16 protein-coding genes and 1 pseudogene are annotated in these 22,075 nt (G+C 38.6%); 7 read left to right on the top strand and 10 right to left on the bottom strand.

The genetic code is table 11. The features are described 5' to 3' along the window. Positions 1–152: 152 nt before the first annotated feature. Positions 153–1,493 (bottom strand): H2O-forming NADH oxidase, encoded by a 1,341-nt coding sequence (gene nox, locus HXT20_RS04420; RefSeq protein WP_422114258.1) that lies wholly within the window; start codon positions 1,491–1,493, stop codon positions 153–155. Positions 1,494–1,820: 327 nt separating this feature from the next. Between nox and HXT20_RS04415 the strand changes: the two genes are divergently transcribed. Continuing rightward, entirely contained in the window at positions 1,821–2,423 is a 603-nt protein-coding gene (locus HXT20_RS04415; protein ID WP_422114257.1) for a pyroglutamyl-peptidase I, read from the top strand. A gap of 38 nt (positions 2,424–2,461) precedes the next feature. Here HXT20_RS04415 and HXT20_RS04410 read toward each other — a convergent pair. After that, a pseudogene (locus tag HXT20_RS04410) lies at positions 2,462–2,650 on the bottom strand (toxin-antitoxin system HicB family antitoxin); the annotation flags it as partial. Between the two features lie 88 nt (positions 2,651–2,738). On the opposite strand from HXT20_RS04410, the gene HXT20_RS04405 reads away from it, so the two are divergent. Continuing rightward, positions 2,739–4,223 carry a sensor histidine kinase gene (locus HXT20_RS04405; RefSeq protein ID WP_032837358.1) on the top strand — a complete coding sequence of 495 codons (1,485 nt, stop codon included), beginning with the start codon at positions 2,739–2,741 and terminating at the stop codon, positions 4,221–4,223. A 7-nt stretch (positions 4,224–4,230) separates the two neighbouring features. On the opposite strand, the gene HXT20_RS04400 is transcribed toward HXT20_RS04405, so the two are convergent. The 4 genes from HXT20_RS04400 to HXT20_RS04385 all read right to left on the bottom strand — a co-directional run bounded on the left by HXT20_RS04400 (position 4,231) and on the right by HXT20_RS04385 (position 9,649). Then, entirely contained in the window at positions 4,231–4,503 is a 273-nt protein-coding gene (locus HXT20_RS04400) for a WhiB family transcriptional regulator (protein ID WP_004113182.1), read from the bottom strand. Between the two features lie 179 nt (positions 4,504–4,682). Further along, positions 4,683–6,572 (bottom strand): FtsK/SpoIIIE domain-containing protein, encoded by a 1,890-nt coding sequence (locus HXT20_RS04395; protein ID WP_165844581.1) that lies wholly within the window; start codon positions 6,570–6,572, stop codon positions 4,683–4,685. 95 nt (positions 6,573–6,667) lie between these two features. Beyond that, positions 6,668–8,053: an LCP family protein gene (locus tag HXT20_RS04390; RefSeq protein WP_004113177.1), complete on the bottom strand. Its 1,386-nt coding sequence runs from the start codon at positions 8,051–8,053 to the stop codon at positions 6,668–6,670. 141 nt (positions 8,054–8,194) lie between these two features. Further along, entirely contained in the window at positions 8,195–9,649 is a 1,455-nt protein-coding gene (locus tag HXT20_RS04385) for an LCP family protein (RefSeq protein ID WP_410314101.1), read from the bottom strand. A 104-nt stretch (positions 9,650–9,753) separates the two neighbouring features. Here HXT20_RS04385 and HXT20_RS04380 point away from each other — a divergent pair, with 104 nt between their 5' ends. Both HXT20_RS04380 and HXT20_RS04375 read left to right on the top strand, forming a co-directional pair. Further along, positions 9,754–13,053, top strand: coding sequence for a glycosyltransferase family 2 protein (locus HXT20_RS04380; RefSeq protein ID WP_422114256.1), 3,300 nt, complete (start codon positions 9,754–9,756; stop codon positions 13,051–13,053). Positions 13,054–13,102: 49 nt separating this feature from the next. Then, positions 13,103–14,704 carry a DUF5719 family protein gene (locus HXT20_RS04375; protein WP_422114255.1) on the top strand — a complete coding sequence of 534 codons (1,602 nt, stop codon included), beginning with the start codon at positions 13,103–13,105 and terminating at the stop codon, positions 14,702–14,704. Positions 14,705–14,750: 46 nt separating this feature from the next. Here the strand turns inward: HXT20_RS04375 and HXT20_RS04370 are convergent, their stop codons facing one another. After that, positions 14,751–15,179, bottom strand: coding sequence for a metallopeptidase family protein (locus tag HXT20_RS04370; RefSeq protein ID WP_004138024.1), 429 nt, complete (start codon positions 15,177–15,179; stop codon positions 14,751–14,753). A 175-nt stretch (positions 15,180–15,354) separates the two neighbouring features. Between HXT20_RS04370 and HXT20_RS04365 the strand changes: the two genes are divergently transcribed. Continuing rightward, a complete protein-coding gene (locus HXT20_RS04365) occupies positions 15,355–16,173 on the top strand; it encodes an HAD-IIB family hydrolase (RefSeq protein ID WP_004113169.1) in 819 nt (272 codons plus the stop codon). Between the two features lie 118 nt (positions 16,174–16,291). Then, positions 16,292–17,077 (top strand): ComF family protein, encoded by a 786-nt coding sequence (locus tag HXT20_RS04360; protein WP_009994383.1) that lies wholly within the window; start codon positions 16,292–16,294, stop codon positions 17,075–17,077. Positions 17,078–17,084: 7 nt separating this feature from the next. Here the strand turns inward: HXT20_RS04360 and HXT20_RS04355 are convergent, their stop codons facing one another. The 3 genes from HXT20_RS04355 to glgB are packed head-to-tail and all read right to left on the bottom strand — an operon-like array spanning position 17,085 to position 21,251. Next, on the bottom strand, positions 17,085–18,218 hold the full coding sequence (locus tag HXT20_RS04355) for a sensor histidine kinase (protein ID WP_004114833.1): 1,134 nt from the start codon (positions 18,216–18,218) through the stop codon (positions 17,085–17,087). Beyond that, the gene (locus HXT20_RS04350) at positions 18,190–18,930 is read right to left on the bottom strand and encodes a response regulator transcription factor (RefSeq protein WP_004113162.1); all 741 of its coding nucleotides are present in this window, start codon (positions 18,928–18,930) and stop codon (positions 18,190–18,192) included. Before HXT20_RS04350 ends, HXT20_RS04355 begins: the two co-directional genes overlap by 29 nt. A 47-nt stretch (positions 18,931–18,977) precedes the next feature. Continuing rightward, positions 18,978–21,251, bottom strand: a complete 2,274-nt coding sequence (gene glgB, locus HXT20_RS04345) for a 1,4-alpha-glucan branching protein GlgB (protein ID WP_004117613.1) — start codon at positions 21,249–21,251, stop codon at positions 18,978–18,980. A 146-nt stretch (positions 21,252–21,397) separates the two neighbouring features. Between glgB and HXT20_RS04340 the strand changes: the two genes are divergently transcribed. Continuing rightward, positions 21,398–21,994 (top strand): CarD family transcriptional regulator, encoded by a 597-nt coding sequence (locus tag HXT20_RS04340; RefSeq protein WP_009994378.1) that lies wholly within the window; start codon positions 21,398–21,400, stop codon positions 21,992–21,994. The last annotated feature ends 81 nt before the right edge of the window (positions 21,995–22,075 follow it).

Genomic DNA, 22,075 nt, shown 5'->3' with positions numbered 1-22,075 from the left:
CTTACGCTAATATGCGCGTTTTAATTCGCGATTTGTGCGCGGATGATTAAAAAACCAAGCAACCGCTCCATTATAGAACAAATTGCTTGGTTTAATAAACGCGATTTAAGCTAATCGCAGAACTTAATCAGCAGAGATTAATCAGAAGCTAATCATCCCTTCAACAAAGCCGTGTAAGCTGCCATCGTAATGTAATTGTATGGCTGGTTGAAGTGAGGCATAAAGAAGATATCACACAATGCAAGCTCTTTAATCGTGACTTTCTTTTGAATAGCAAGAGAGAACAGGTGGATTGCTGCAGACATATCGTAGTTAGAAGCCAATTGGCATCCAACAATCACCTTAGAATCCTTCTTGTAAACAATGCGAATCTTAACTTTTGGATTCTCAACTTCCATAAACGCAGGCTTTTGAGTATCCTCAAAATCAACGTAATCAACGTCCATGCCCTCTTTTTGAGCAGCCGTTAAGCTCAAACCAGTGCAAACAAGCTTGTAGTCGTAAATCATCATTGCGCTAGAGCCTTGCACGCCCTCGGTTTCTACAGGAGTTCCGCAAACGTTGTGGCCTGCAATCAAGCCGCTTCTAACGGCATTAGTAGCGAGCGCAATGTAGTTTACGCGGTCTCGAGCGTTGTCGTAGATTGTAGCGCAATCGCCAATAGCGTACACGTCTGGGTCGGAAGTTTGCTGCTTTTTATCAACAAGGAAAGCGCCGTTTTCGTATTGCTTCAAATGATCTTTTCCAAGAGCAACATTTGGGTGGAATCCAATAGCACAAATCACCATGTCGGCATCGTAAGTGCCCTTGCTTGTTTTAACAGCCTTAACTTCAGTATCTCCAACAATTTCTTCAACAGCTTGACCAAGCTCAAACTTAATGCCCTTATCTTCCATAATTCTCTTCAAATTATCGGAAAACTCTGGGTCAAAGTAGCCGTTAAGAATATGTTCTTCCATGTCAATGAGAGTCACGTTCTTGCCAAGGCGCTTAAAAGCTTCCGCAAGCTCCACGCCAATGTAGCCGCCGCCAAGAACCACAACGTTATTAAAATCGCGCTCTTGAAGCTTAGCAATAACAGTTTGCGCGTTCTGGAAAAGCTTTACCATTTGCACGTTTTCCAAATCAATGCCCTTAATGCGTGGCTTGTTTGGAAGGCTGCCAGTAGCTAGAACGAGTTTATCGTAAGAATCGTGAATAACAGTGCCGTCTTTAAGCTCGACTGTTACTTCTTTCTTTGCGTAATCAATGTCTAGAACTTTGCTTTCAAGATTTACTTTTGCGCCCTTTTTAACGAAATCTTCTGGCTTCTGGTAGAACAGTCCATCGCTGCTTTGAATCTGCTTGCCAATCCACAAAGCCATACCGCAGCCAAGGAAGGAAATGTTGCTATTCTGATCGTAAATTGTAAGATCGTTTCCTGGGTAGCTCAAAATGGTGTTAGCGCAGGCAGTGCCAGCATGATTTGCGCCAATCTGAATAATCTTGGTCATCGGTAATCTCTTTTCGTCGTTGATGTTACTGTTTAATTTTCATATGCGTGCTGTTAACCACATTGTTTGTTAGTTACACGCTGGTACTAAATCTTATTACATTGATACGAGTCTTGCTAATTTTGATTCTAGGTGTGTTGTTTTGCGATTATTGTATAAGTTGTAATTACCATTTAATCTTTGCTATGAGCGTGAAGTAAGTAATAGAATTGTGAGTGTTTTATACAAGTGCATTCGTGTACATATAGTTTTCACAATGTTTTTTGATAAAGTTTGATACAGTTTGATAAATTTTGATAAGTGAGAGTTGAATGAGGGGGTATTGTAATGCGTATTTTGATTACTGGTTTTACGCCTTTTGATAATGAGTCTATAAATCCGTCGTGGGAGATTGCGCAATCAGTGCATGCGCCTGAGGGTGTGGAACTTGTTCGTTTACAGATTCCTACGGAATTTAACAAGGGTGCGCAAAAAGTTATTGAGAAAATAGAGGAAGTTCACCCTAATGCTGTGCTTTCGCTAGGGCAATTTGGCGGTTCTGCTTGTTTTAACGTTGAGTATGTTGGCATTAACTGTAGAGCTGCGCGCATACCAGATAATAGTGGATATAAACCTTGGTATGAGTCTGTTGTGCAGGATGGTGATGTGGCTTATAAAGCGACTTTGCCAGTTTTGAACATAGTTGACGCTTTAAATAAAGCGAAATTGCCTGCAGCTGTGTCTTTTTCTGCGGGTGCGTACGTATGCAATGACGTGCTTTACAGTGTTTGTAATTATTGCCAGACTAGGAAATTGCCGATTAAGAGCGGTTTCATTCACGTTCCGTATTTGCCTGAGCAAGTTCTCAATAAGCCGAGCACGAGTTCTATGGGTTTAGCTGATATGCTTCGAGGCATTGAAATTGCGTTGCAAGTGATTGCTAATAAATAGTATAAGTATTTATTTAAATAGTATGAAGTATTTATTATCTATGCTCGTTCAAGCACGCGCTCAATAGCGTTGTTTTGCGAAAGCAGATAAACGCAATACTGGTTCATGCTTATGCCTTCGGCTTGAGATTGTTCAGCCAACTGCCTATGTAATTCCTTTGGAAGACGCAGTTTGAATTGCCCAGAATAATCATTTAGCTCATGGTAAGACGGCTCTTTTGTTGCCACGTAATTGGTAGGAGTAAATCCTCCATAGTTTAGGAGTAAATTCTAAATAGTTTTAGATATTTATCCATGTGGCTATATTATTGTGGTTATGGCTGATTTTTCTCATATTCTTGCAACGCGTCCAGATTTTGATGAGTCTGATCGCGAATGGCTGCATCACCTTGTAGCAGACTGGCAGGTAATAGCAGACTTAAGTTTTGCAGACTTGCTTTTGATTATTCAAAACGGCAATGGTGATTACGTTGTGGCAGAACAATGTCGTCCGTCTACAGCAATTACACTTCGAACTGAAGATTTGTTGGGCGTAAAGCTAGATGAATCAATGCATCAAGAACTAAGTGCAGCAATGAGTAAGGAAACAAGTTTCCACTCTTCTGTATTAAGAACTGTTGGAAGAGCAACAGTTTGTAATGTTTACGCCCCAGTGCGTCATAATGGCAAGACGTTAGGTCTTGTTCTTAGAGAAACAAATCTTGCTACAAGAGAATCAAACGGTAGGTATGAGACCGAAAGCATTAATGCTGGCAAAACTCTGTTCGACATGATTTCGCGAGAGCAATTTCCATACCACGATTCAATGCTAAATCAGCGCCACAATGCTAGAGTTGCAGATGGTTTTATTATTTTAGAAGAAAGCGGAGTTGTGCGCTATGCTTCTCCTAACGCAATTAGCTGTTTCCGTAGATTAGGCGGATTAGACACTATGCAAGGCGAGTTTCTATGCGAGTTTGGAGCAAGATTGTTGCACACAAACGATGTTGTTCCTGAAAGTTTGCCTCTTGTACTAAGCGGTAAAGCGGATGTTGATTGCGAACTAGAAGTTAATAATTCTGTTGTTTCTATGCGCTCGCTTCCATTGTATGGTCCAAATGATCGAACGGGTGCAGTTGTTCTTTGTCGTGATGTTACAGAGGTTCTCCGTAGGGAAAAAGAGCTTCAAACTAAGAATGCTACTATTTCTGAAATTCATCATCGTGTTAAGAATAATCTTCAAGCTGTTTCTGCTTTGCTTCGTCTTCAAGCTAGAAAAACTAAGTCTGCAGAAGTACGTAAAGAATTAGAAGAAGCACAAAGACGCGTTCAGACGATTGCTCTTGTTCACGAAGGTTTAAGTCAAACAGCTGATGAGGTTGTTGATTTTGATAAGGTTATTTCTAGTTTGCTTAAAATGTCTATTGAGCTTGCTTCGCAAAATCAGAATATTACGATAGATTTTTGTGGCAAGTTTGGCATGTTGGCAGCACAAGATGCAACTCCTCTTTCTCTTGTTTTAACAGAACTTGTGACTAACGCAGTAGAGCATGGTTTTGAGGGAGTTAGTGAAGGACATATTAAGATTTCTGTTGGTAGAGGTGGGGATAATCTGAGTATCGTCGTCGAAGATGATGGAGAGGGTATTGAAAGTGAGTCTTTGCACGGTATGGCTAAGTCTTCTGGATCTGGGTTAGGCACTCAGTTAATCAATACTTTTGTTACTAACGACTTTGGCGGAACAGTTAAATGGGAGCAACGTAGAGAAGGTGGAACTCGTGTTCTTCTCGACATTAAGCTACGAGTTCCAGGAGTGGAGTAGATGTAGATTACAGTTCTGCATTTTGGTTTCTTCTTGCACGTATAGCCCTGCGTTTTAGTGATCGTCGTTCATCTTCACTAAGACCACCCCATACGCCGTAATCTTGGCTTGTTTCAAGCGCGCATCTTAGGCAATTGTCTGCAACGTTACAAGTTCTGCACACTGCTTTGGCTTCCTCAACCTGCTGATTAGATGCACTGTTACTTCCTACTGGGAAGAAAAGCTCAGGATCTTTGTCTCTGCATGCTGCTTTTGAACGCCAATCAAATGCGCTGCTCATAAATAAATATCCCCTTTAAAAAACGTAGCTTACGCTGGTTAAAACTATTATTAAACTTTGTTTTTAAAAACTATCCGCACTCAAGGAAACCATGAATATAACTTTTTTTCAAGACTTTTTTAAGAATTTTTTATTTTTTTAATTTTTTGAATAATTTAAAATATTTTTTATGTAAAGCCTTATGTAAAACTTAAAATCTGTAATAGATTAGCACTTCCAGGAATTACCATTACGCATCTTCCTGGAGTTTGATAATCATCTACATTAAGAGTTTTTAGCAAGTCTGATGGTATTCCTAGCATTGTATCTGTTCCAGCATCTCCTGTTGGGAATATTATTCTTACTGGTGCTTGTTCTGGTATGCGAATATGCCTTGCGTTTTGTGCGCAGAAAATTACAGTTATTTTTGGATTGACTAGTTTACTTTGAAATTCTTGAGACTTTGTGTCGCTACTAAAAGGTTCTAGCAGTGAGTCTGCATTGTCTAAAATATAAATATTTTGCGAATTGTTGTATGTGTTTCTTGATTTTATAGCTTTAGAAATTACGTTTATAAGATTAGTTTTTCCTCTCTTATTTCCTCCAATAATTGCGATATTTCCCAGATTTGTAGGTAGAATTGCCTCGCTTAAATTAATGCCATCGTCTTTTAAGCCTATTAACAATCCATCTTCTTTACTTAAGTCATAGCTAAAGTCAGAATTAAACCTAGAAGATTTATTGTTGCAAAAAGTATTATTGCAATAATTTTTGATTGTTGAATAACCTAAATATCTTGGTAATGGAGCACTGAATAGTTGTTTAGGTTGATTATAGTAGTAGAATTTTCCAGCTAATTTTATTGCTTGTATAAGAGAATCTTTGTTTCTGCTTTGTGAGCATTGTAATGCTATTATTCCATCTCCAGTGTTGCAGTATGCTGCTCCAGGATTGTTTGGATTTATGCTCGCTGCACAAGATGATCCTAATAATTCATGAGATTGCATTGCATCTCTAACTCTTAAACATATGTTTATAGACATATTTGCTTTCATGTCTGCATTTACTTGTGCCATTGGATTCTGTGTGCATGCTATAAGGTGCATTCCTAAGGATCTTCCAACTGATGCTATTCGTATAAGACGATTCATGTAGTCTGGCAATTGATTTTTTAATGCGTGAAATTCGTCTATAACAATAGCCAGTGAAGGCTGGTATGGTTTTACTTGATTAATATCATGGCATCCTTGGCATGCTACTAATCTTTCTCTTCTATCTAATTCTTTTTCTAATCCTTTAAGTGCTCTTACTGCATGTTGAAGGTTTAGATCTCCTACATTCCCAATGCTGTGTGGGAGTGTGGAAAGAGCGTCAAATGTGGCTCCACCCTTAAAATCCATAAAAACAAATTGCAAAGATTTGGGGGAGTAGTTGAATGCTAAAGCCAAACACCATGATGTTAGTAACACAGATTTGCCTGAGCCTGTTGTACCTGCTACAAGAGCGTGTGGTCCGTTTCTAATAAGGTCTAAACAAAAATATCCGTTTTCGCTTATACCGATTGGTGCTACGAGTTTTTTATTTGACTCATTGGAAGATTTTAGCCAAGAGTAAACAACATTTTTCCATGGAGGAGTAGCATGATTTACTATATTTTTAGAATTACTTATGCTGCTTATTTGATTCGCATTATTTATCAGTATTGCTTCTAAATTTATTGGAACAAGCGTATTCGGAACACCTTGAACATGCTGGCGACTTATCCTTTTAGAAAATTGTGTTTCAACATGTTTTTTAATATTATTTTCGTTTTTGTTATCACTTTTCTTATTCACATTGTATTGAATAATTTGTGGTATTAAGCAAGCAATATACATCATTATGCTTGGGACGACCATAGCTAACATCATCCAACTTTTTTGCAAGCACGCCATTATTGCTAGAGCAATATTGGCAAAAATCGGCACAATATTAGCGATAATCTGCATCCAAAACATTGATTTTGAGGATGCGTTTTTATTATAGATTGCGTTGTTTTCATAGTTTCCGTAGTTTTTACATTCCTTATATTCCATAGCGCAATCATGCATGAGTTTTTACAGTTTGTGCAAGGAAAATACAGCAGTGTGGTTAAAGGTTTAAATACGATAAAACTTTTGTGTTAATCGTGTTAATCGTATTCGTATTATTGTTGATTCATTAATTCTGCAAGTGTTCCTACGCTTCCAGGAGCATGTGTTCCTGCAGATAACTGGTTGAATAATTCAATGTTCTTGGCGTCGTCTAACAATACTGATGATCCGACTCCGTAAACCTCATAATCAGGGTTTGTCCAATAAACTGTTCCCGTTACACCGTCTTTTCCTGTAGCTTCTTTAAACGCAAGCCCCATGTTTAGTAGTGTTCCAGGATTTGTGTTTTCGTCTAACATTGCTGAATCGAGAGATGCTTTTGCAAATCCTTTTACGGTCCCAAAATTTGTAAGTGTGCTGCTAGATAATGCTTTTTTCATTATTGCGCTTATCACCATGCGTTGTCTTGCTGCTCTACCAAAGTCGGATTGTGGATCCGCGTATCTCATTCTGGAAAAAGCTAGCGCAACTGTTCCGTCTACGCTATGGCATCCAGCTGTCCAATTAAGACCACTGTATGCATCATTTACAGTACGGTTATAGCATAAATCTATTCCGCCCAGAGAATTTACAACTTTTGTAAGTCCTTCGAATTTTATTTCTGCTACATGGTCTATTTTGTGACCAGTTATTTTTTCGACTGTTTTTGTTAAGGCTTGTTTTCCAATATCTTGCGCAACAGTGTTTATTTTCATTTGCTGACCATTTATTGAAACAAGCGAGTCTCTTGGAATTGATATTAAAGAGCTGTGTCCGCTTACAGGTTTTGTTAGTACAAGAATAGTGTCTGTTCTAAAGCCTGTTATCTCTTTAGCTTCTTCGCCTTCTCTCTGGTCTGATCCTAGAATAAGCCATGTTGTTTCTTGAGTGTCTTCTGTATTAGTCAACCATGGTTCGCGTTTTATTTGTGAATCAACCCAGTTCCAAGATAACGCTCCACACACTCCTACAATAATTAAGAGCGTTACTAACAATAGAGTTAAGTATTTTAAGAAATGATGTTTTTTTCTATAACCTATAGGGTTATTAGCAGGATTATCAATTGATTCTACATCGTCTGGTTTTTCAAAGATTTTATTAGACGTTCCTATATAAGACTCAGGTGAAATCATATACGATTCGGAATTTGAATATGCTGTGCTAATCGGTTGCACATTAATTGATGGTGTTATATTCGATATTTTTGGATGACTTGTGTTGCCGTTTTTGCGCGATGTTGGTGCAAAAGATGGTGCTTTTTGATTGATTTGTGAGTTTTGATTTTCTATTTCTTTAAATTTGTGATTCTGTTTAGGAGGAAAACTCGGTATTGCATTTCCATTATTTGCGCTTGTATTGTGTGAGTAAGAGCCATTCTTATTTTTTCTACGATTAGATGGTGCAAAACTAGGAGGATTATTCTGATTCCCTGAAGCGTCTTCTGGACGTTGCTGGCTCATTTATCCTCCTGTAGCATAACTCGTATGTGTTTGCTAATTAATAATTTCTAATCGTATTAACTCAATGCAATAACTAACAATGGCATTATAAAGCATTGTGGTTATAAAGTAGTGTCGAAAATATATTTTCTATCTTTCTTATTATTTCCCTTTTGGAACTGCGCAAATAGTGTTATTTAAGTATTTATCTGCAATACCCATGTAATGCCCAGTATTTGGATCTCTTATTGTTCCATCATTTGGATCCACTATGCCTCCACTATTTGGGTCTATTAGTCTGCCTAATTCGTCTTTAGCTAATCCAGTTTTTGGATTAATAGCGCTAAGTTTTCCTGCTGGTCCGCTATTTGTAGAATCGTAGGAACCTGTACCGTTCGTATTATCCGAATCGTCATTTGAGACATTGGAATCTTTAGAAGTTGATTTTTTATCTTCTTTAGAATTTTTCTTTGTAGATTTTTCAGACTTACTTTGCTTAGAGGCAAGATGCTTAGTAAGTGGTTTATTTTCTCTCATCAATTCCCAAACGTCTTCTGCACTGTCGTCAAGAATAACACGATTCTCGTCAGCTGGATCAGCTGTAATCGGTATTGTTTGTGCATAAATATTAGAAGTATTTAACTTGTGAAGGCTTGTTGCTAATCCAACCAGTGTCGCAGGATTTGCTAATCCTTCGCTTATATTAAGCGATTTTAGAGCAGATTTTGCAAGCTGATATAGCTGACCAGATTGTGTGAACAAGTTTTTAGACAATGCTTGATGAATAAGCTGTTTTAGTAGATATTGTTGACGAGTAGTTCTCATAATATCTGAGCCATCGCTTGCAGTATCATGCCTCATTCTTGCATACTGTGTTGCTTGAACACCATCTAAATGCTGTAATCCGTGCTTTAAATTAACTCCAGTGTAGTAGTCTTTAGTATCTACTGGAATACACAAATTTACGCCGCCTATTGCGTTAATCATGTCGCTTAGACCACTAAAGTCTGCAACAATGAAATTAGTTATATCTAATCCAGTAATTTCATTTACTGTTGCAAGAGTGCACGATGCTGCCGATGCTAAGTCGCCGCCTTTAGCGTACCCAAGAGCAAAAATAGAATTAAACATCACTTTGCGTCTGGAAGGAATTTTTCCATTAGTCGTATTGCATGATGCTGCTTTAACCATTGAGTCTCTTGGAATAGAAACAATATTTATATAGGATCTGTCTGCGCTGATTTGAACAATCATTGCCGTATCTGATTGATGATTTTCATCTTCTCCACCGCCCTGAAAAGCACGGTTTCTGCCTTCTCGAGTATCTTGACCAAGAACAAGAATGTTGATTGTTTTACCAGCGTTAGGGTCTACTGCTTGAACTTTTTTGCCATCTTTTGTAATCATGTTAACAACACGAGATTGTATTGTAGACGAAAAATCAAGCCAAACAGCTGCTATGATTGTAGAAAAGAAGGCTAGAATGGCAACAATAACAATAGAAATTAATTTACGAGAATTATCTAAAATATGATTGCTTAAGCTATGATGTGGAGCTGAGGAGTCCCAATAGTTAGTTTGGTACCGGCGGTCTTGTTCATAGCGAGAGGCTGCCATGCTTCCTTCTTTCGTAAACACACATATGAGCCACTATTATAGTGCATTCTATTGAGAATTATCTAAACATGCATAATACATACCCCTTGCGTACACTATTATGTATGGATTCATTAACCGCTGAGACTGATACGTTTGAAAATAATGTTTTACACGTTTTTTCAGCTTTAAATCGCAAGCAACCGCGCGAAGTTGATTCGTCGATTATTTCAATAATGAGTGTTGAGAGAGATACGCGGTTTTATGAAGACACTTTGCAAGCTTTAATCAATCAAACTGTTCTTCCAGGAACTATTGTTGTAGCTGATTGTGCTAATAGAGTAGAAAAAGAATCTGTAACATCTTTTAATGTTCAAATAGAACCAACAACATTATCTGGTCTAATTTCTAGCGCAGATTTTGTTAGTAATTATGGTGGTGATTTTTCTAACAACAATCAGGGTTACATACAGGAATCTTACGAAAAGATAAAGGTTATTGTTCTACCTATTAAATCTGCAAAATCTTTTGGCGATGCGGTAGAAAAATCTTTGAGAAAACTTTTACCATTGCAAGGCGTTAAATCCTTGTGGCTTCTTCACGACGATTCAAAACCTTGCGATAACAAGTGTCTTGAGGCTTTAAGAGAAACATGGAGAAATACGCCAACAGCTTGTATTCTAGGTGCAAAACAAGTGGATTGGCAGGGTAAGATTTTGCACAATGTTGGCATGTATGCATGGAAACATAGAGTGCATTCTCTTACTGTAGAAGGTGAACCAGATCAGGAGCAGTATGATTTTCGTGGAGATGTTTATTCTGTTTCTTTGGCTGGTGCTCTTGTTTCTCTTAGCGCATGGCAAACAATGCGAGGGACTCAACCTTGGTTAACAACGTTTGAAGAGTCTAACGATTTTTGTAGGCGAGTTATTTTAAGCGGTGGGCGAGTAGTTGTTGTGCCAAAAGCTCGCATAGCGCATAGAAGAGCGCGTTTTGATGGAATCCGCACTCGAAGTGGAGAAGAAAGACCTGTTGAAAAATCTAGTATTTGCTACGGTTCTGCATATTCGATTATGGCAAAACAAAGATATTTGTACACGGATATTCGTGTGATTATGTGGCCAATTGTTTGGTTGTGTAGCCTGCCTATGTCATTAATTCGCGCCTTGCAGTCTTTGTTTGCTAAGCAACCATATGTGGCATTCATGCACCTTATGCTCCCGTGGATAGCATTAGCGCAATTTCCTAGAGCTATTTTTGCTAGAAGAAGAGTATCTAGAGTGGCGAAAGTGTCTTTGAAGAGGCTTTCGTCCCTTATAGCAAGTCGTAGCCAAATTACACGTTGGAAAGACAAGACTGTTGCTTTTAAAACTCAAAAAAAGGGAGTCATTCTAAGTCCGCTTGCAAGACGACATTTGCATAAGCGAATTTTACTTCGTTGGAGTGCTGCTATTTTTGCTTCTTTGCTTGTGTTTGCGGCTGTTATGCTCCTTTATGGTGCTCCTATTAGTAAGATTTTTTCTGGATCCTCGCTTTATTCAAGCCAATTACTTCCAACTGGCTCTAGTTTTAATCAACTTTTTAATTCTGCAATTGGATCTTATATTCCAGATGATGGTTTTGCCTCTGCAATACCTCCATCTCCTCTTCTTATTATTTGGATGCTCGCCTCTATTGTGTTTGGTGGCAATACAATCGCTGCAGTAAGTGTTATTTTCTTCCTTGCAGCTCCAGCAATGTTGTTAAGTTTTTGGGCGCTTGCAGGAGTATTTACTCGTTCCGATATTGTAAGAGTTTGTTCTGGTATTTGTTGGACAATGATTGCAATGGCATTTGGCATATTCGCTAGAGGCGACTTACCAATGCTTCTAACAATGGTGTTTTTGCCAGCAGCATTTGCGTTTGCTTTCCACGCTGTAGGAATGTATGTTACAGAAGACCCAGTGCTTCCTGTTCCATCTATACAATGTGCTGCATGCGCGTCGTTATGCTTTATGATTCCTCTTGCAGCTTGCCCTCAGCTTATCCTACCTATGATTGTTATTTTCGTAGCATCATTGATAATGGTTCGTTCACATCGTTTTATGCTAGCGCTTATGCCTATACCTTCTGTGTTGGTTCTTCTTCCAACTCTAGGTAGTGTAGTTCGCTATTTTGAATCTGGAATGTGGCGTCAGCTTTTTGCGACTATGGCTGTTCCATCGCAAAAAATCAATGGTGCTCCTAGAGTTGTCAACTATTTAGATGTTTTACTTAGAGCTTTCAATATTGATTTGAATCATTTTTCTTCTCAATCTTTGCCTATTATGCAGCTTCGCGGAATTATAATGATTGTGTTTGCTGTTCTCGCTTTGTTAATGGCTTTAGCTTCTCTTGCTCTTCCATTTGCTTTAAGAACTTCTAGAATGATGTGGGTTGTGATAGTAAGTGGTATGGCTCTTTCATTAGTTGCATCTCGAGTCGTTATCGCAGCAGATTTTGATGGACCTATATCTTCTAGCGTTCTTCCAGGCGTATGTTTAAGCGCGCTTGGTGTGCTTGCTTGCATGTGCATGGTTGCTGGTAAAGCTGTTCATCGTTTTGAGCCTTTGCGAAGATCTAATATAAATATTGATAATAATCCAGACGATTATACGACGCGCGTTTCTAAGCGTGCTGCTATTAGGCGCTCTGCTAAAGCGATGCTCCGTAAGATTATTCATCTTGCTAGAGGAATTTTAGCTTTTGGTATTTTTGCTGTTGCTATTCTGCTCGGATTATTTGCTGTAACAAGTGGTCCTTTAACTTCTGTTTATGCAAGTGATAACGGTTTACCAATGGTTGTTTCTGACTATTTAAGGAAGAATGACTCTAATCGAGTCCTTGCTATTAAAGCAATAAATAGTCGTGAGCTAGATATTTCACTTATGCGAACTGTTCGCGGTGATCTTATTGATCTATCTCCAGCATTAAAAGTTCGAGATGTACTTTACGGGTATTCTCCTAGCAGAAACACACTATATTATGCAGCTTCTAAGCTTCTTTCTCATGCAGACGATGAGTCTATAGAAACTCTGAAACAGCTTGGAATAGGTGGAATTTATATTGTTGACGATTCCATAGCTAAAACTAACTTATCTGCTAACAATTCCATCTTGTCTTCTGATAGTACTTCTAATAAGGAGGCTACAGAAAACCTGATTGCGAACGTTAATGCTTCGGATGGTACTCAACTTGTTGTTTCATCTGATCACGGAACATACTGCCGTTTTGATGTTGATAACAGTAAAAAAGCTGTTTCAAAAACATCGATTTATAGTCATTCTCGTCCACTTTCATGGAGAATGCCTTGGTTTATTGTTTTTGCTTTAGTCCTATTATTGTATTGCTTAGTAGCGTTGCCGCGTTTTAATAATAGCAATTTAATAGAGCGTTTAGATGATTAGTTAGATGATTATGATTTATTAAACGAATAATATGTCAGGGAAGATTTAAATGAAGTCGAATAAGAATTCTAAAAATAGTCATCGCCATGCAGAAGAGTATGCTTCTGTTAATCCTTCTACTCGTTTTAGAAGATTCAAATTATGGTCATTGTCGCTTTTAAGCGCTGCAATACTAGTTTCTACTGCTGTTGTAATATCCTACACATCTCCGTTTAAACATATTATGGATGATCCTATTTATCCGAATGGAAGTGTGGAAAAACAAGTAAGTTCTACTAATTTTCAAACGGTTTGTCCGACTAGAGTATCTTTGCCAGATTTAGCAAATTATGGCGATAGTGAGTTTCAAGAATCCGAAGGTGATTTAAAGTCGGTTGCGCGATATGCATCCTTTGGCAATGTTTATAAATCCTCGGTACATGGTTTAAAAGATTCTGGGAATTCTAAAGATTTAGTCAATAAATCTTTTACTAATGCTTCTAATTCAGATGATGATAGTAAAGCTTATTTTGCTGAAAATAATGTAGACAAAGATTCTCAAATTTTAGAAAGCAATTTTCTTAATGCACAGTCGGGTACTGGATCAGTTGCTTCTAGTGTATCTTGGGCAACAAATGGGGATTTAAAAGGTTTGTCTGCTACTTCTTGCGTATCTCCATCAATGCGACAAAACTTTATTATTCCGCAAATATCGGAAGGTGTGTCAATAAGATTAAATTCTATTAATCTTTCATCAAAACCAACTGTTGTGAGTGTTAAAGCGTGGTCAACAAGTAGATCAGGTGCTCAAATGAATCTATCTACTGGAAGTACTTTTACTGTTCCAGCGCATAGTGACTCTTCTTTTAACATTTCTGCCGCAGTCGAGAAAACTAATGGGCTGTATATTCAAGTTTCAAGTGACCAAGCACCAGTTTCATCTTTTGTTAAAGTCGTTCGCTCTCAAGGACTTGTTTCTAAGGGAGTGGATATTATTCAGCCAACAAGCTCAGCGTCTAAGGAACCTGTTTTACCCGGCATTACAGATGGAGATCAGGTCAAAGCTTATATTTGGTCTGATAAAAGTGGGAAACTCGATTTATATTGGCTGGATGATTCAGGAAAGAAAAGCATTAAGGAAGTAGATCTTAATGCAAGGCAAGTTCAGGTTGTTGATTTAGGAAATGCTCCTAAGGGAGTTGGCGCTATTTTTGCTCAAAGCACTGTCCCGACTTTTATTATGGCTTCTGTTGAAAGAAACGGTAAAGATGGTCAGAGCGATATTGCTTTTGTTAATGCTGTTAATCCTATGACTAATAGTGCTTTTGTATCTCCGCTTTCTGCAGATGAAACTTCGTTATATATTGCAAATGGTTTAGTGGATAATTCTCACGTAACCATAAATGCTTATGATTCTTATGGGATAAAGGTATCTTCTAAAGTGGTTGATATTAAACCTTATACTGTTTCAACAATATCTGCAAAAGATATTAATCCTAAAGCAATTATGTTTACGATTAAATCAAAGTCTGGCGTATCTTTTGCTTCTAGGATTCAAAATAATACGGTAAATAGTGCGGGACTTGCAGGAGTTGCTTGGATTCCTTCTAAATCGCTTGATCCTAACAGAATAAGTGTTAAGGTTAGAGCAAATCCTGCTATTGTGAAGTAGTTTATTTAGTAAACTATTTTAATTAGCTTTATTATTTTAATTAGCTTTATAATCCCCAGTCTGGGTCTATTTCTTCTGGTCTTCTGCCATACAATTCTGCTAGTCGTTGGACCATCTCATCTCGAATGGCGTATTGTAATTCTGCGCGACTAGTAACATGTGTGCATAACGGCAGCCTGTACAATACGATTCTAGGTGGTATTCCTTTGGAAGCTGGAAATACTTGAGACATTATTCTTTTGTTGCTTTCCCAAAGTACCGGTTGAGATGGTGGAACGTCTTCTACAGCAAACTGCACGCCTTTTGTAAGATTAGACCATGCTCCATTAAGTCTTCGTATTTGACCAGCTACCATTGAGTCAAACATTCCGCTTGCTGTTCTGTACCGTGGTAGTCTTGTGCCAAACATTGGCATTCTCATTCCTCTGCCGTGTCGATTTTTATATCTTCGCTGTTCCCATATTAAAGACGTCATGCTTTAACTTTATTTGTATGCTAGGGCAATTTGACAAACTCATAGTGGAATAGATGGTGAAATAGATGGTGAAATAGATGGTGAAATGAGTGGTCTGCAAAACATGCAAGACACGTTGTAGTAAATATGTTAATAATATGGAATACTTGAATTGCAAGGTTTGTACAGGAGGCAAGTGTTGGAGTCTAATATTCATGAGTGGAATGAGCAAGGACTTTGTGAGTATCTTGTATCGTATTCGCTTATTGGTTTTGATTTAGACAATACTCTTGCTTGTTCAAAAAAGCCTATGACAAGTGGAATGCGTACAGTTTTTGGTGATTTGATAAATAGGTTGCCTATTGCTGTTATTACTGGCGGTGACTTGCGACTAGTTAAAAGTCAGATTTTAAATGTTTTACCTGCATATACAAGACTTGATAATCTACACATTATGCCGACTAATGGAGCAAGCTATTATCGCATTTCGGATGGGAGATTGTACTGCATTTACTCGCATAATATTTCTGACGATGATGCAAATCATGTTATTGAAGTAATTATATCTTGTGCTAAAAAAATGGGTTTGTGGAAGTGTGATTCAGATGAGAAACTTTGGGGGAGTCAGATAGAGAATCGTGGTACGCAAATCACTTTTTCAGCTTTAGGTCAACTCGCTCCTGTTGAATTTAAAAAACAGTGGGATCCTAGTGGAATTTTAAAAACTACTTTAGCTCAAGAAATTTCTAAAAATTTGCCTGATTTTTCTGTGCGTGCTGGTGGTTTTACTAGTGTCGATATTGTCAGCAAAGGCGATAATAAGGCTCAAGCTCTTAAGGCTCTTTCTTCCTATTGCCATATTCCTTTAAATAAGATGGCTTTTGTTGGAGATCGAATGTATGAAGGCGGTAATGATTACCCAACATCTTTAACTAGAGCTTTGGCTATTAGAGTAAAAGATCCTAGTGACACATTTAACTTGTGCACTGGAATGTTAAAACATCTTAATTCCTAGTGCGCTGATTTTTAGACAATTTTCTAATTCCATAAATATTTTCAAATTTTAAAATAGCCTTTAACCACATTGACTTAATTTTATTGCAATTACATTTTGTAATATTTATCGTCGATTTATGCTTTTAAAAAATCTAACTCATAAAATAAATGGGCTTATTCTTAACATTTCTTGGACGATTGTTTTTAAAACCATGGTTAATCTTATTCTTCCAGTTGGCTGCGCAGGATGTGATCTTCCTGATTGCGTTTTGTGCGATGATTGCACGAGTATGTTTAAAGAATGGCATAAGGATCCTTTGATAAGCGTAATGTGCGGAAATATTTATTCGTGCTCAACTTATGTAGGTTTTGTAAGGAAATCTTTGTTGTGTTGGAAGGATCATAGTAATCAACTTCTCGATAAGCCTTTTTCATATTTGGTTTCTCAATTGATAATCAAAGTTATTAGTGATTATAAAAATAGTTATGAAAGTAATTGCAAAAATACCGATGAAAATATTATTGAAAATCTTATTATCGTACCAATTCCATCGTCTTCTAAATCACAAAGAAAACGCGGAAGAAAACACATGGATCCTATTGCTAAATACGTTTCTAAAAATCTTAAAGAATATGGTATTAATGCACGGGTTGTAAAAGCAATCAAAATGGGCAAAATAAAAGTAAAATCAGTTCAAGTTAAAGGAAGTAGGGGACGATCTTTGCGAACCACAAAAGGGTTTTTAGTAGACACAAGAATAGTGCCAAAAGGATGCAAAGTAATACTTTTAGACGACATTATCACTACAGGATCTACGATGAAAAATTGTGTTGAAGCATTAAAAGATTGTGGTATAACAGTTTTCGCGTGTTTTGCTATAGCAGGAGTATGGTCAAAGGAAAGTGTTTTATACGGATTATAATAACTCGTTATTTGTTATACGTAAGCGGTAGTGTAATCTCAAAATTAGCTCCACGCTTATCATCAACAACTTTTACAGTACCGTTATGCAATTGTGCAGCCCATCTTGCAATAGACAAACCCAATCCTGTGCCACCAGACTCAGTTCCAATACCTTGGCTTCCCTTAACAAATTTTCGGAAAATATCAGCCCTATCCTCCTTAGGAATCTGGTTTCCAAAATTAATAACGTTACAAACTAGAGTATTCTTCTCATGATTCGATTTTGCTGTTATAAGAATCTTAGTATTGTCTGCAGAATGTTTAATAGAATTAGAAACCACATTAGTAAACAATTGCGATAGGCGATTTTTGTCCCCAACAAGCGTAATATCATTTTCGACATTAAGACTTATATGATGATTATGCCCAGCATCCGCTATTTCTATAGGTTCGACAATACTGTTAAGAAAATCTTTAAAATCGAACTCTGTAATAACAAGACTTTCTGCACCAGCTTCTACTCTAGACAAATCGAGTAGAAAAGTGATTAAATCAGCCAACTTGTGAATCTGATTTAGAATAGCCTCCATATTCGACGGTGTCGGCTCTACAACTCCATCAGCAAGATTTTCTACCATAGCTTGTAATGCACTAACAGGTGTTCTAAGCTCGTGGCTTACATTAGCTATAAGATCACGCCTCATATTATCAGCATGCTCTAGTTCTTCAGCCATTTCGTTAAAAGCTAGAGTTAATTTTCCAACCTCGTCTTTTCTATTCTCAATCTGAACTCGCACGGAATAATCACCATCTGCCATTGCTTCAGAAGCATCTCGCATTTGTCTAAGCGGAGCAGTTAATCCTCTGGAAAATGCGTAAGTTATACCTAGCGCTACAGCTAGCGTTATAGGCATTGCAATCCATCCGCTTAACCCAACTTTTAAAAGAAACCAAGCCATTACAAATGCTATAGCTGTTGCAACAACAATAATCGCAGATAATTCACCTTTTAAAGACGCAAAAAACCCTATAAAACGATTAGGATGCAAAGCAGATCGCAAAGTGACCTCAGAAAAAGAATCGACTTTACCTACTTTATCAACAGAATTGTTATTGTTATTTTTATTATTTCTAGTTAAATATTTGGTCATAATCTTCATCAGGTGGCTCAAAAGCATAACCTATTCCATGTATTGTGCGAATCCAAGAAGAACCAATTTTATGTCTTAAAGATTTAACATGTGAATCAACAGTTCTAGTTCCAGAAGCATCTGGCCAATCCCAGACTTCTTCTAAAAGTGTTTCTCGTTTTAAAACATCATGAGGATGCTTTGCAAAAGTAGTCAATAAAGAAAATTCAGTAGGAGTAAAATGAATTTCTTTACCGTTAAGAGTAACAAGCCTCTGTCTAGGGTCAATAATCAAATCTCCAAACTTAAATAGAGCGTTATATTGCGCTCTATTTGCGATTAAAGTAGCTCTTTCAACTCTCCTCAAAATAGCAGCACATCTTGCGATAAGTTCTCTAGGAGAAAACGGTTTAGTAACATAATCGTCTGCTCCAGCGCTTAATCCAGCCAGTTTATCCGACTCAGCATCTCTAGCTGTAAGCATCAGCACAGGAATAGGGTATCTAGATACTATTCTGCGAGTCGCCTCAATGCCGTCCATAACAGGAAGCATGACGTCCATAATTATAAGATCAGGCTTTAATGTTAAAGCAGCTTTAACAGCAGACACTCCATCAGAAACAACTCTAGCCTTCCAACCTCTGGCAACAATACGTTGCGCAATAGCTGTGGCTAAATCTGGCTCATCCTCTACAACAAGAATTGTTCGAGGAACACCTTTTTCTGATGGAGTGTCCAACATTTTAACCTAATTCAGATTCCTAACTTAAGTTATTAATTATCAACTAACTACTTGCTGACTGGCTTAAGGAATACAGCTCCAAGCGCTGGAACAGTAATCCTTGCAGAATATGGTCTTGAATGATACTCTTCAGCAGCGGCTGTGAATGTGCCATTGTGAATATCAGAACCACAATACTTAGCGTCGTCTGTTGTAAGAACTTCTTCCCATTGACCACCCTTAGGCAATGCCACTTGATAATCTTGCCAAGCCTGACCAGAGAAGTTAACAACCACAACAATTTCTTCACCGTTATCACCAATACGAATGTAGCTTAAAGTATTGTGATCAGAATCGTCGCTAGTAAGCCACTGGAATCCGTCTGGCGTAAAGTCTTGGCTCCAAAATGCTCTAGAACTCTTATACAAAGCGTTAAGATCTGCTACCAACTTTTGTACACCTTGATGGAACGGCCATTGAAGCTCATGCCAATTAAGCGAATTGTTGAAGTTCCATTCGCAAGACTGACCAATTTCTCCACCCATAAACAGAAGATTCTTTCCTGGGTGAGACCACTGATATGCCAAAAGCGCACGAAGGCCAGCAAATTGCTGCCACTCGTCTCCAGGCATCTTTCCAAGAAGAGATCCCTTGCCATAGACAACTTCATCGTGGCTCAAAGGCAACACATAATGTTCGGAATATGCGTAAACCATAGAGAATGTGATTTCGTTGTGATGCCAACGGCGATTAATCGGCTCTTCCTTAAGGTATTGCAAAGTGTCGTGCATCCAGCCCATATTCCACTTTAAGCCAAAGCCTAAGCCGCCCATGTCTGTAGGAGCAGTAACTCCTTGATATGCAGTGGACTCTTCTGCAATCATCATAATTCCAGGATTATTCTTGTATGCAGTAGCGTTTGCTTCCTTAATAAAGTCAATAGCCTCAAGGTTTTCGCGTCCGCCATACATGTTTGGACGCCATTGACCAGCTTCACGGCTGTAATCCAAGTAGAGCATAGAAGACACAGCGTCTACACGCAAAGCATCAACGTGATACTCGCTAAGCCAGAAGCAGGCGTTAGCAACCAAGAAGTTACGAACCTCGTGTCTGCCAAAGTTAAATATGTACGTTCCCCAATCTGGGTGCTCGCCGCGAAGAGGATCAGGGTCTTCATAAAGCGCAGTGCCGTCGAATCTACCCAAAGCAAAGTCATCCTTAGGGAAGTGTGCTGGAACCCAATCCATAATCACACCAATGCCAGCCTTGTGGAGCTTGTTTACCAAGTACTTAAAGTCGTCTGGGCTTCCAAGCCTAGAGTCAACAGCGTAATAACCAGTCACCTGATAACCCCAAGAACCTGAGAACGGGTATTGGGTAAGAGGCATAAACTCAACGTGAGTAAAGCCTTCTTGCTGAACGTAATCAACCAGGTGATCTGCAAGTTCGCGATAATTATCGTAATCGCGATTCCAGCTATTTGCCTGAACTTCGTAGATGCTTACAGGACCATCGTGAGCATTAGTCTTTGCGCGATGTTCAAGCCATTCGCTATCGTGCCATTTAAATTCGGAATCAACAACAACAGATCCAGTATTAGGTGGAAGCTCATGAGAGCGCTCCATAGGATCTGCCTTCATAATCCAGTTTCCAGCTTGAGTCATAATCTCAAACTTATAAACTTCGCCTGCACCTACTCCTGGAATGAAAAGCTCCCAAATACCGCTAGATCCAAGAGAACGCATTGCGTGGCGGCGACCATTCCAATAGTTAAAGTTGCCAACAACTCTTACAGCGCGTGCGTTTGGCGCCCACACCGTAAAAGCAGTTCCAGTAACTTTTTTAACCATCTTGCCTGTTTCTGGGCTAACAAGACCCCAAGAATCGGTAATGCTTTTAACATGAGCACCCAGTGCTTCCCAAAGTCTTTCGTGTCTGCCTTCGCCAAACAGATACATGTCCATATCGCCAATCTGAGGCAAGTAACGGTACGGATCATCATCTACAGACTCAGTTCCATCCACTTCCACAGTGCGGATACGATAGCTAGGAACAGACCATTCTTTGCTCTTAGAATGCTTTGTGGCAGGAACAACAGCAGTAAAAATACCGTTGTATTCGTGTTTGGCTTCGTATTCTCCGCCCTTAGTAAGAATTGTTACCTTCTTGGCCATTGGTCGCAATACGCGAACCGTGGCAGTACCAGCGCCTTTGCCAGTTCCGAGATGTCCACCAAGGACCTCGTGTGGATTGTAGTATTCTGCGTTGCTGACCGCAGCAAGCACGTCCTGACGGACAGCCATTGCGATTGCATCTTCATTGATGTTAGATACTGTACTCATGTTGTCTATCATACAACATTATTTGCGTATGTCTTGTGTGTTTTGAGCAAAGTTTGACTAATCAGTCAAAAAAATATCTTTTCGAGCCTCAAGTCTTTGCCTTATGGAAAACTGAAATGAGTTTTTCTGTGCATACGGAGGGTTCTGTGGGTTATCAAGTCGGCGATATGGTCGTCTATCCTCGTCATGGTGCGGCTCGAGTCGAGGAAATTAGTGAACGCACTGTCAAAGGTATTACTAGGCAATACTTACGCTTAGTTGTATTGTCTTCAGATGGTTTAGAGATTAATGTCCCAGTAGACAATGTCAAAAAAGTTGGCGTTCGAGATATTGTAGGCGCAAAAGAAGTTGCTAAAGTTTTTGAAATTTTACGCACTCCTATTCTCGAAAAAGAAATGAATTGGTCTCGTAGATACAAGCTTAATGTTGAGAAAATCGCTACTGGCGATGTTAACAAGATTGCAGAAGTTGTTCGAGATTTATCACAGCGAGATGTAGACGAACATGGTTTGTCTGCAGGAGAAAAGCGTATGCTTGCTCGCGCTCGCAGTATTCTTATTTCGGAAATTGCATTATCTGAAAAGATTGACGAAGAGCAGGCAGAACGCTTGTTAAATGTGAATCTTGGATATGCTGATCCTCTGCCTGGAGATGAGCAACACCATACTCAAGCTCCAGAAGAAGCTGCTGCAGATACTCTTAGATTGCTTGCCGAGAGGTCTAAAAAATCTAAAAAGAAGTAGGACATAAAACTAAAAAGAAATAGGACATAAAAATTCACCTCCTAAGTTATAAAAATTTAGGAGGTGAATTTTATTCTTTAT

It is taken from the genome of Gardnerella sp. DNF00109 (assembly GCF_049262845.1).
Taxonomy (GTDB): Bacteria; Actinomycetota; Actinomycetes; order Actinomycetales; family Bifidobacteriaceae; genus Bifidobacterium; species Bifidobacterium vaginale.
The sequence above is the reverse complement of the archived record's forward strand: the minus strand, read 5'-3'. Positions and strand labels throughout refer to the sequence as shown.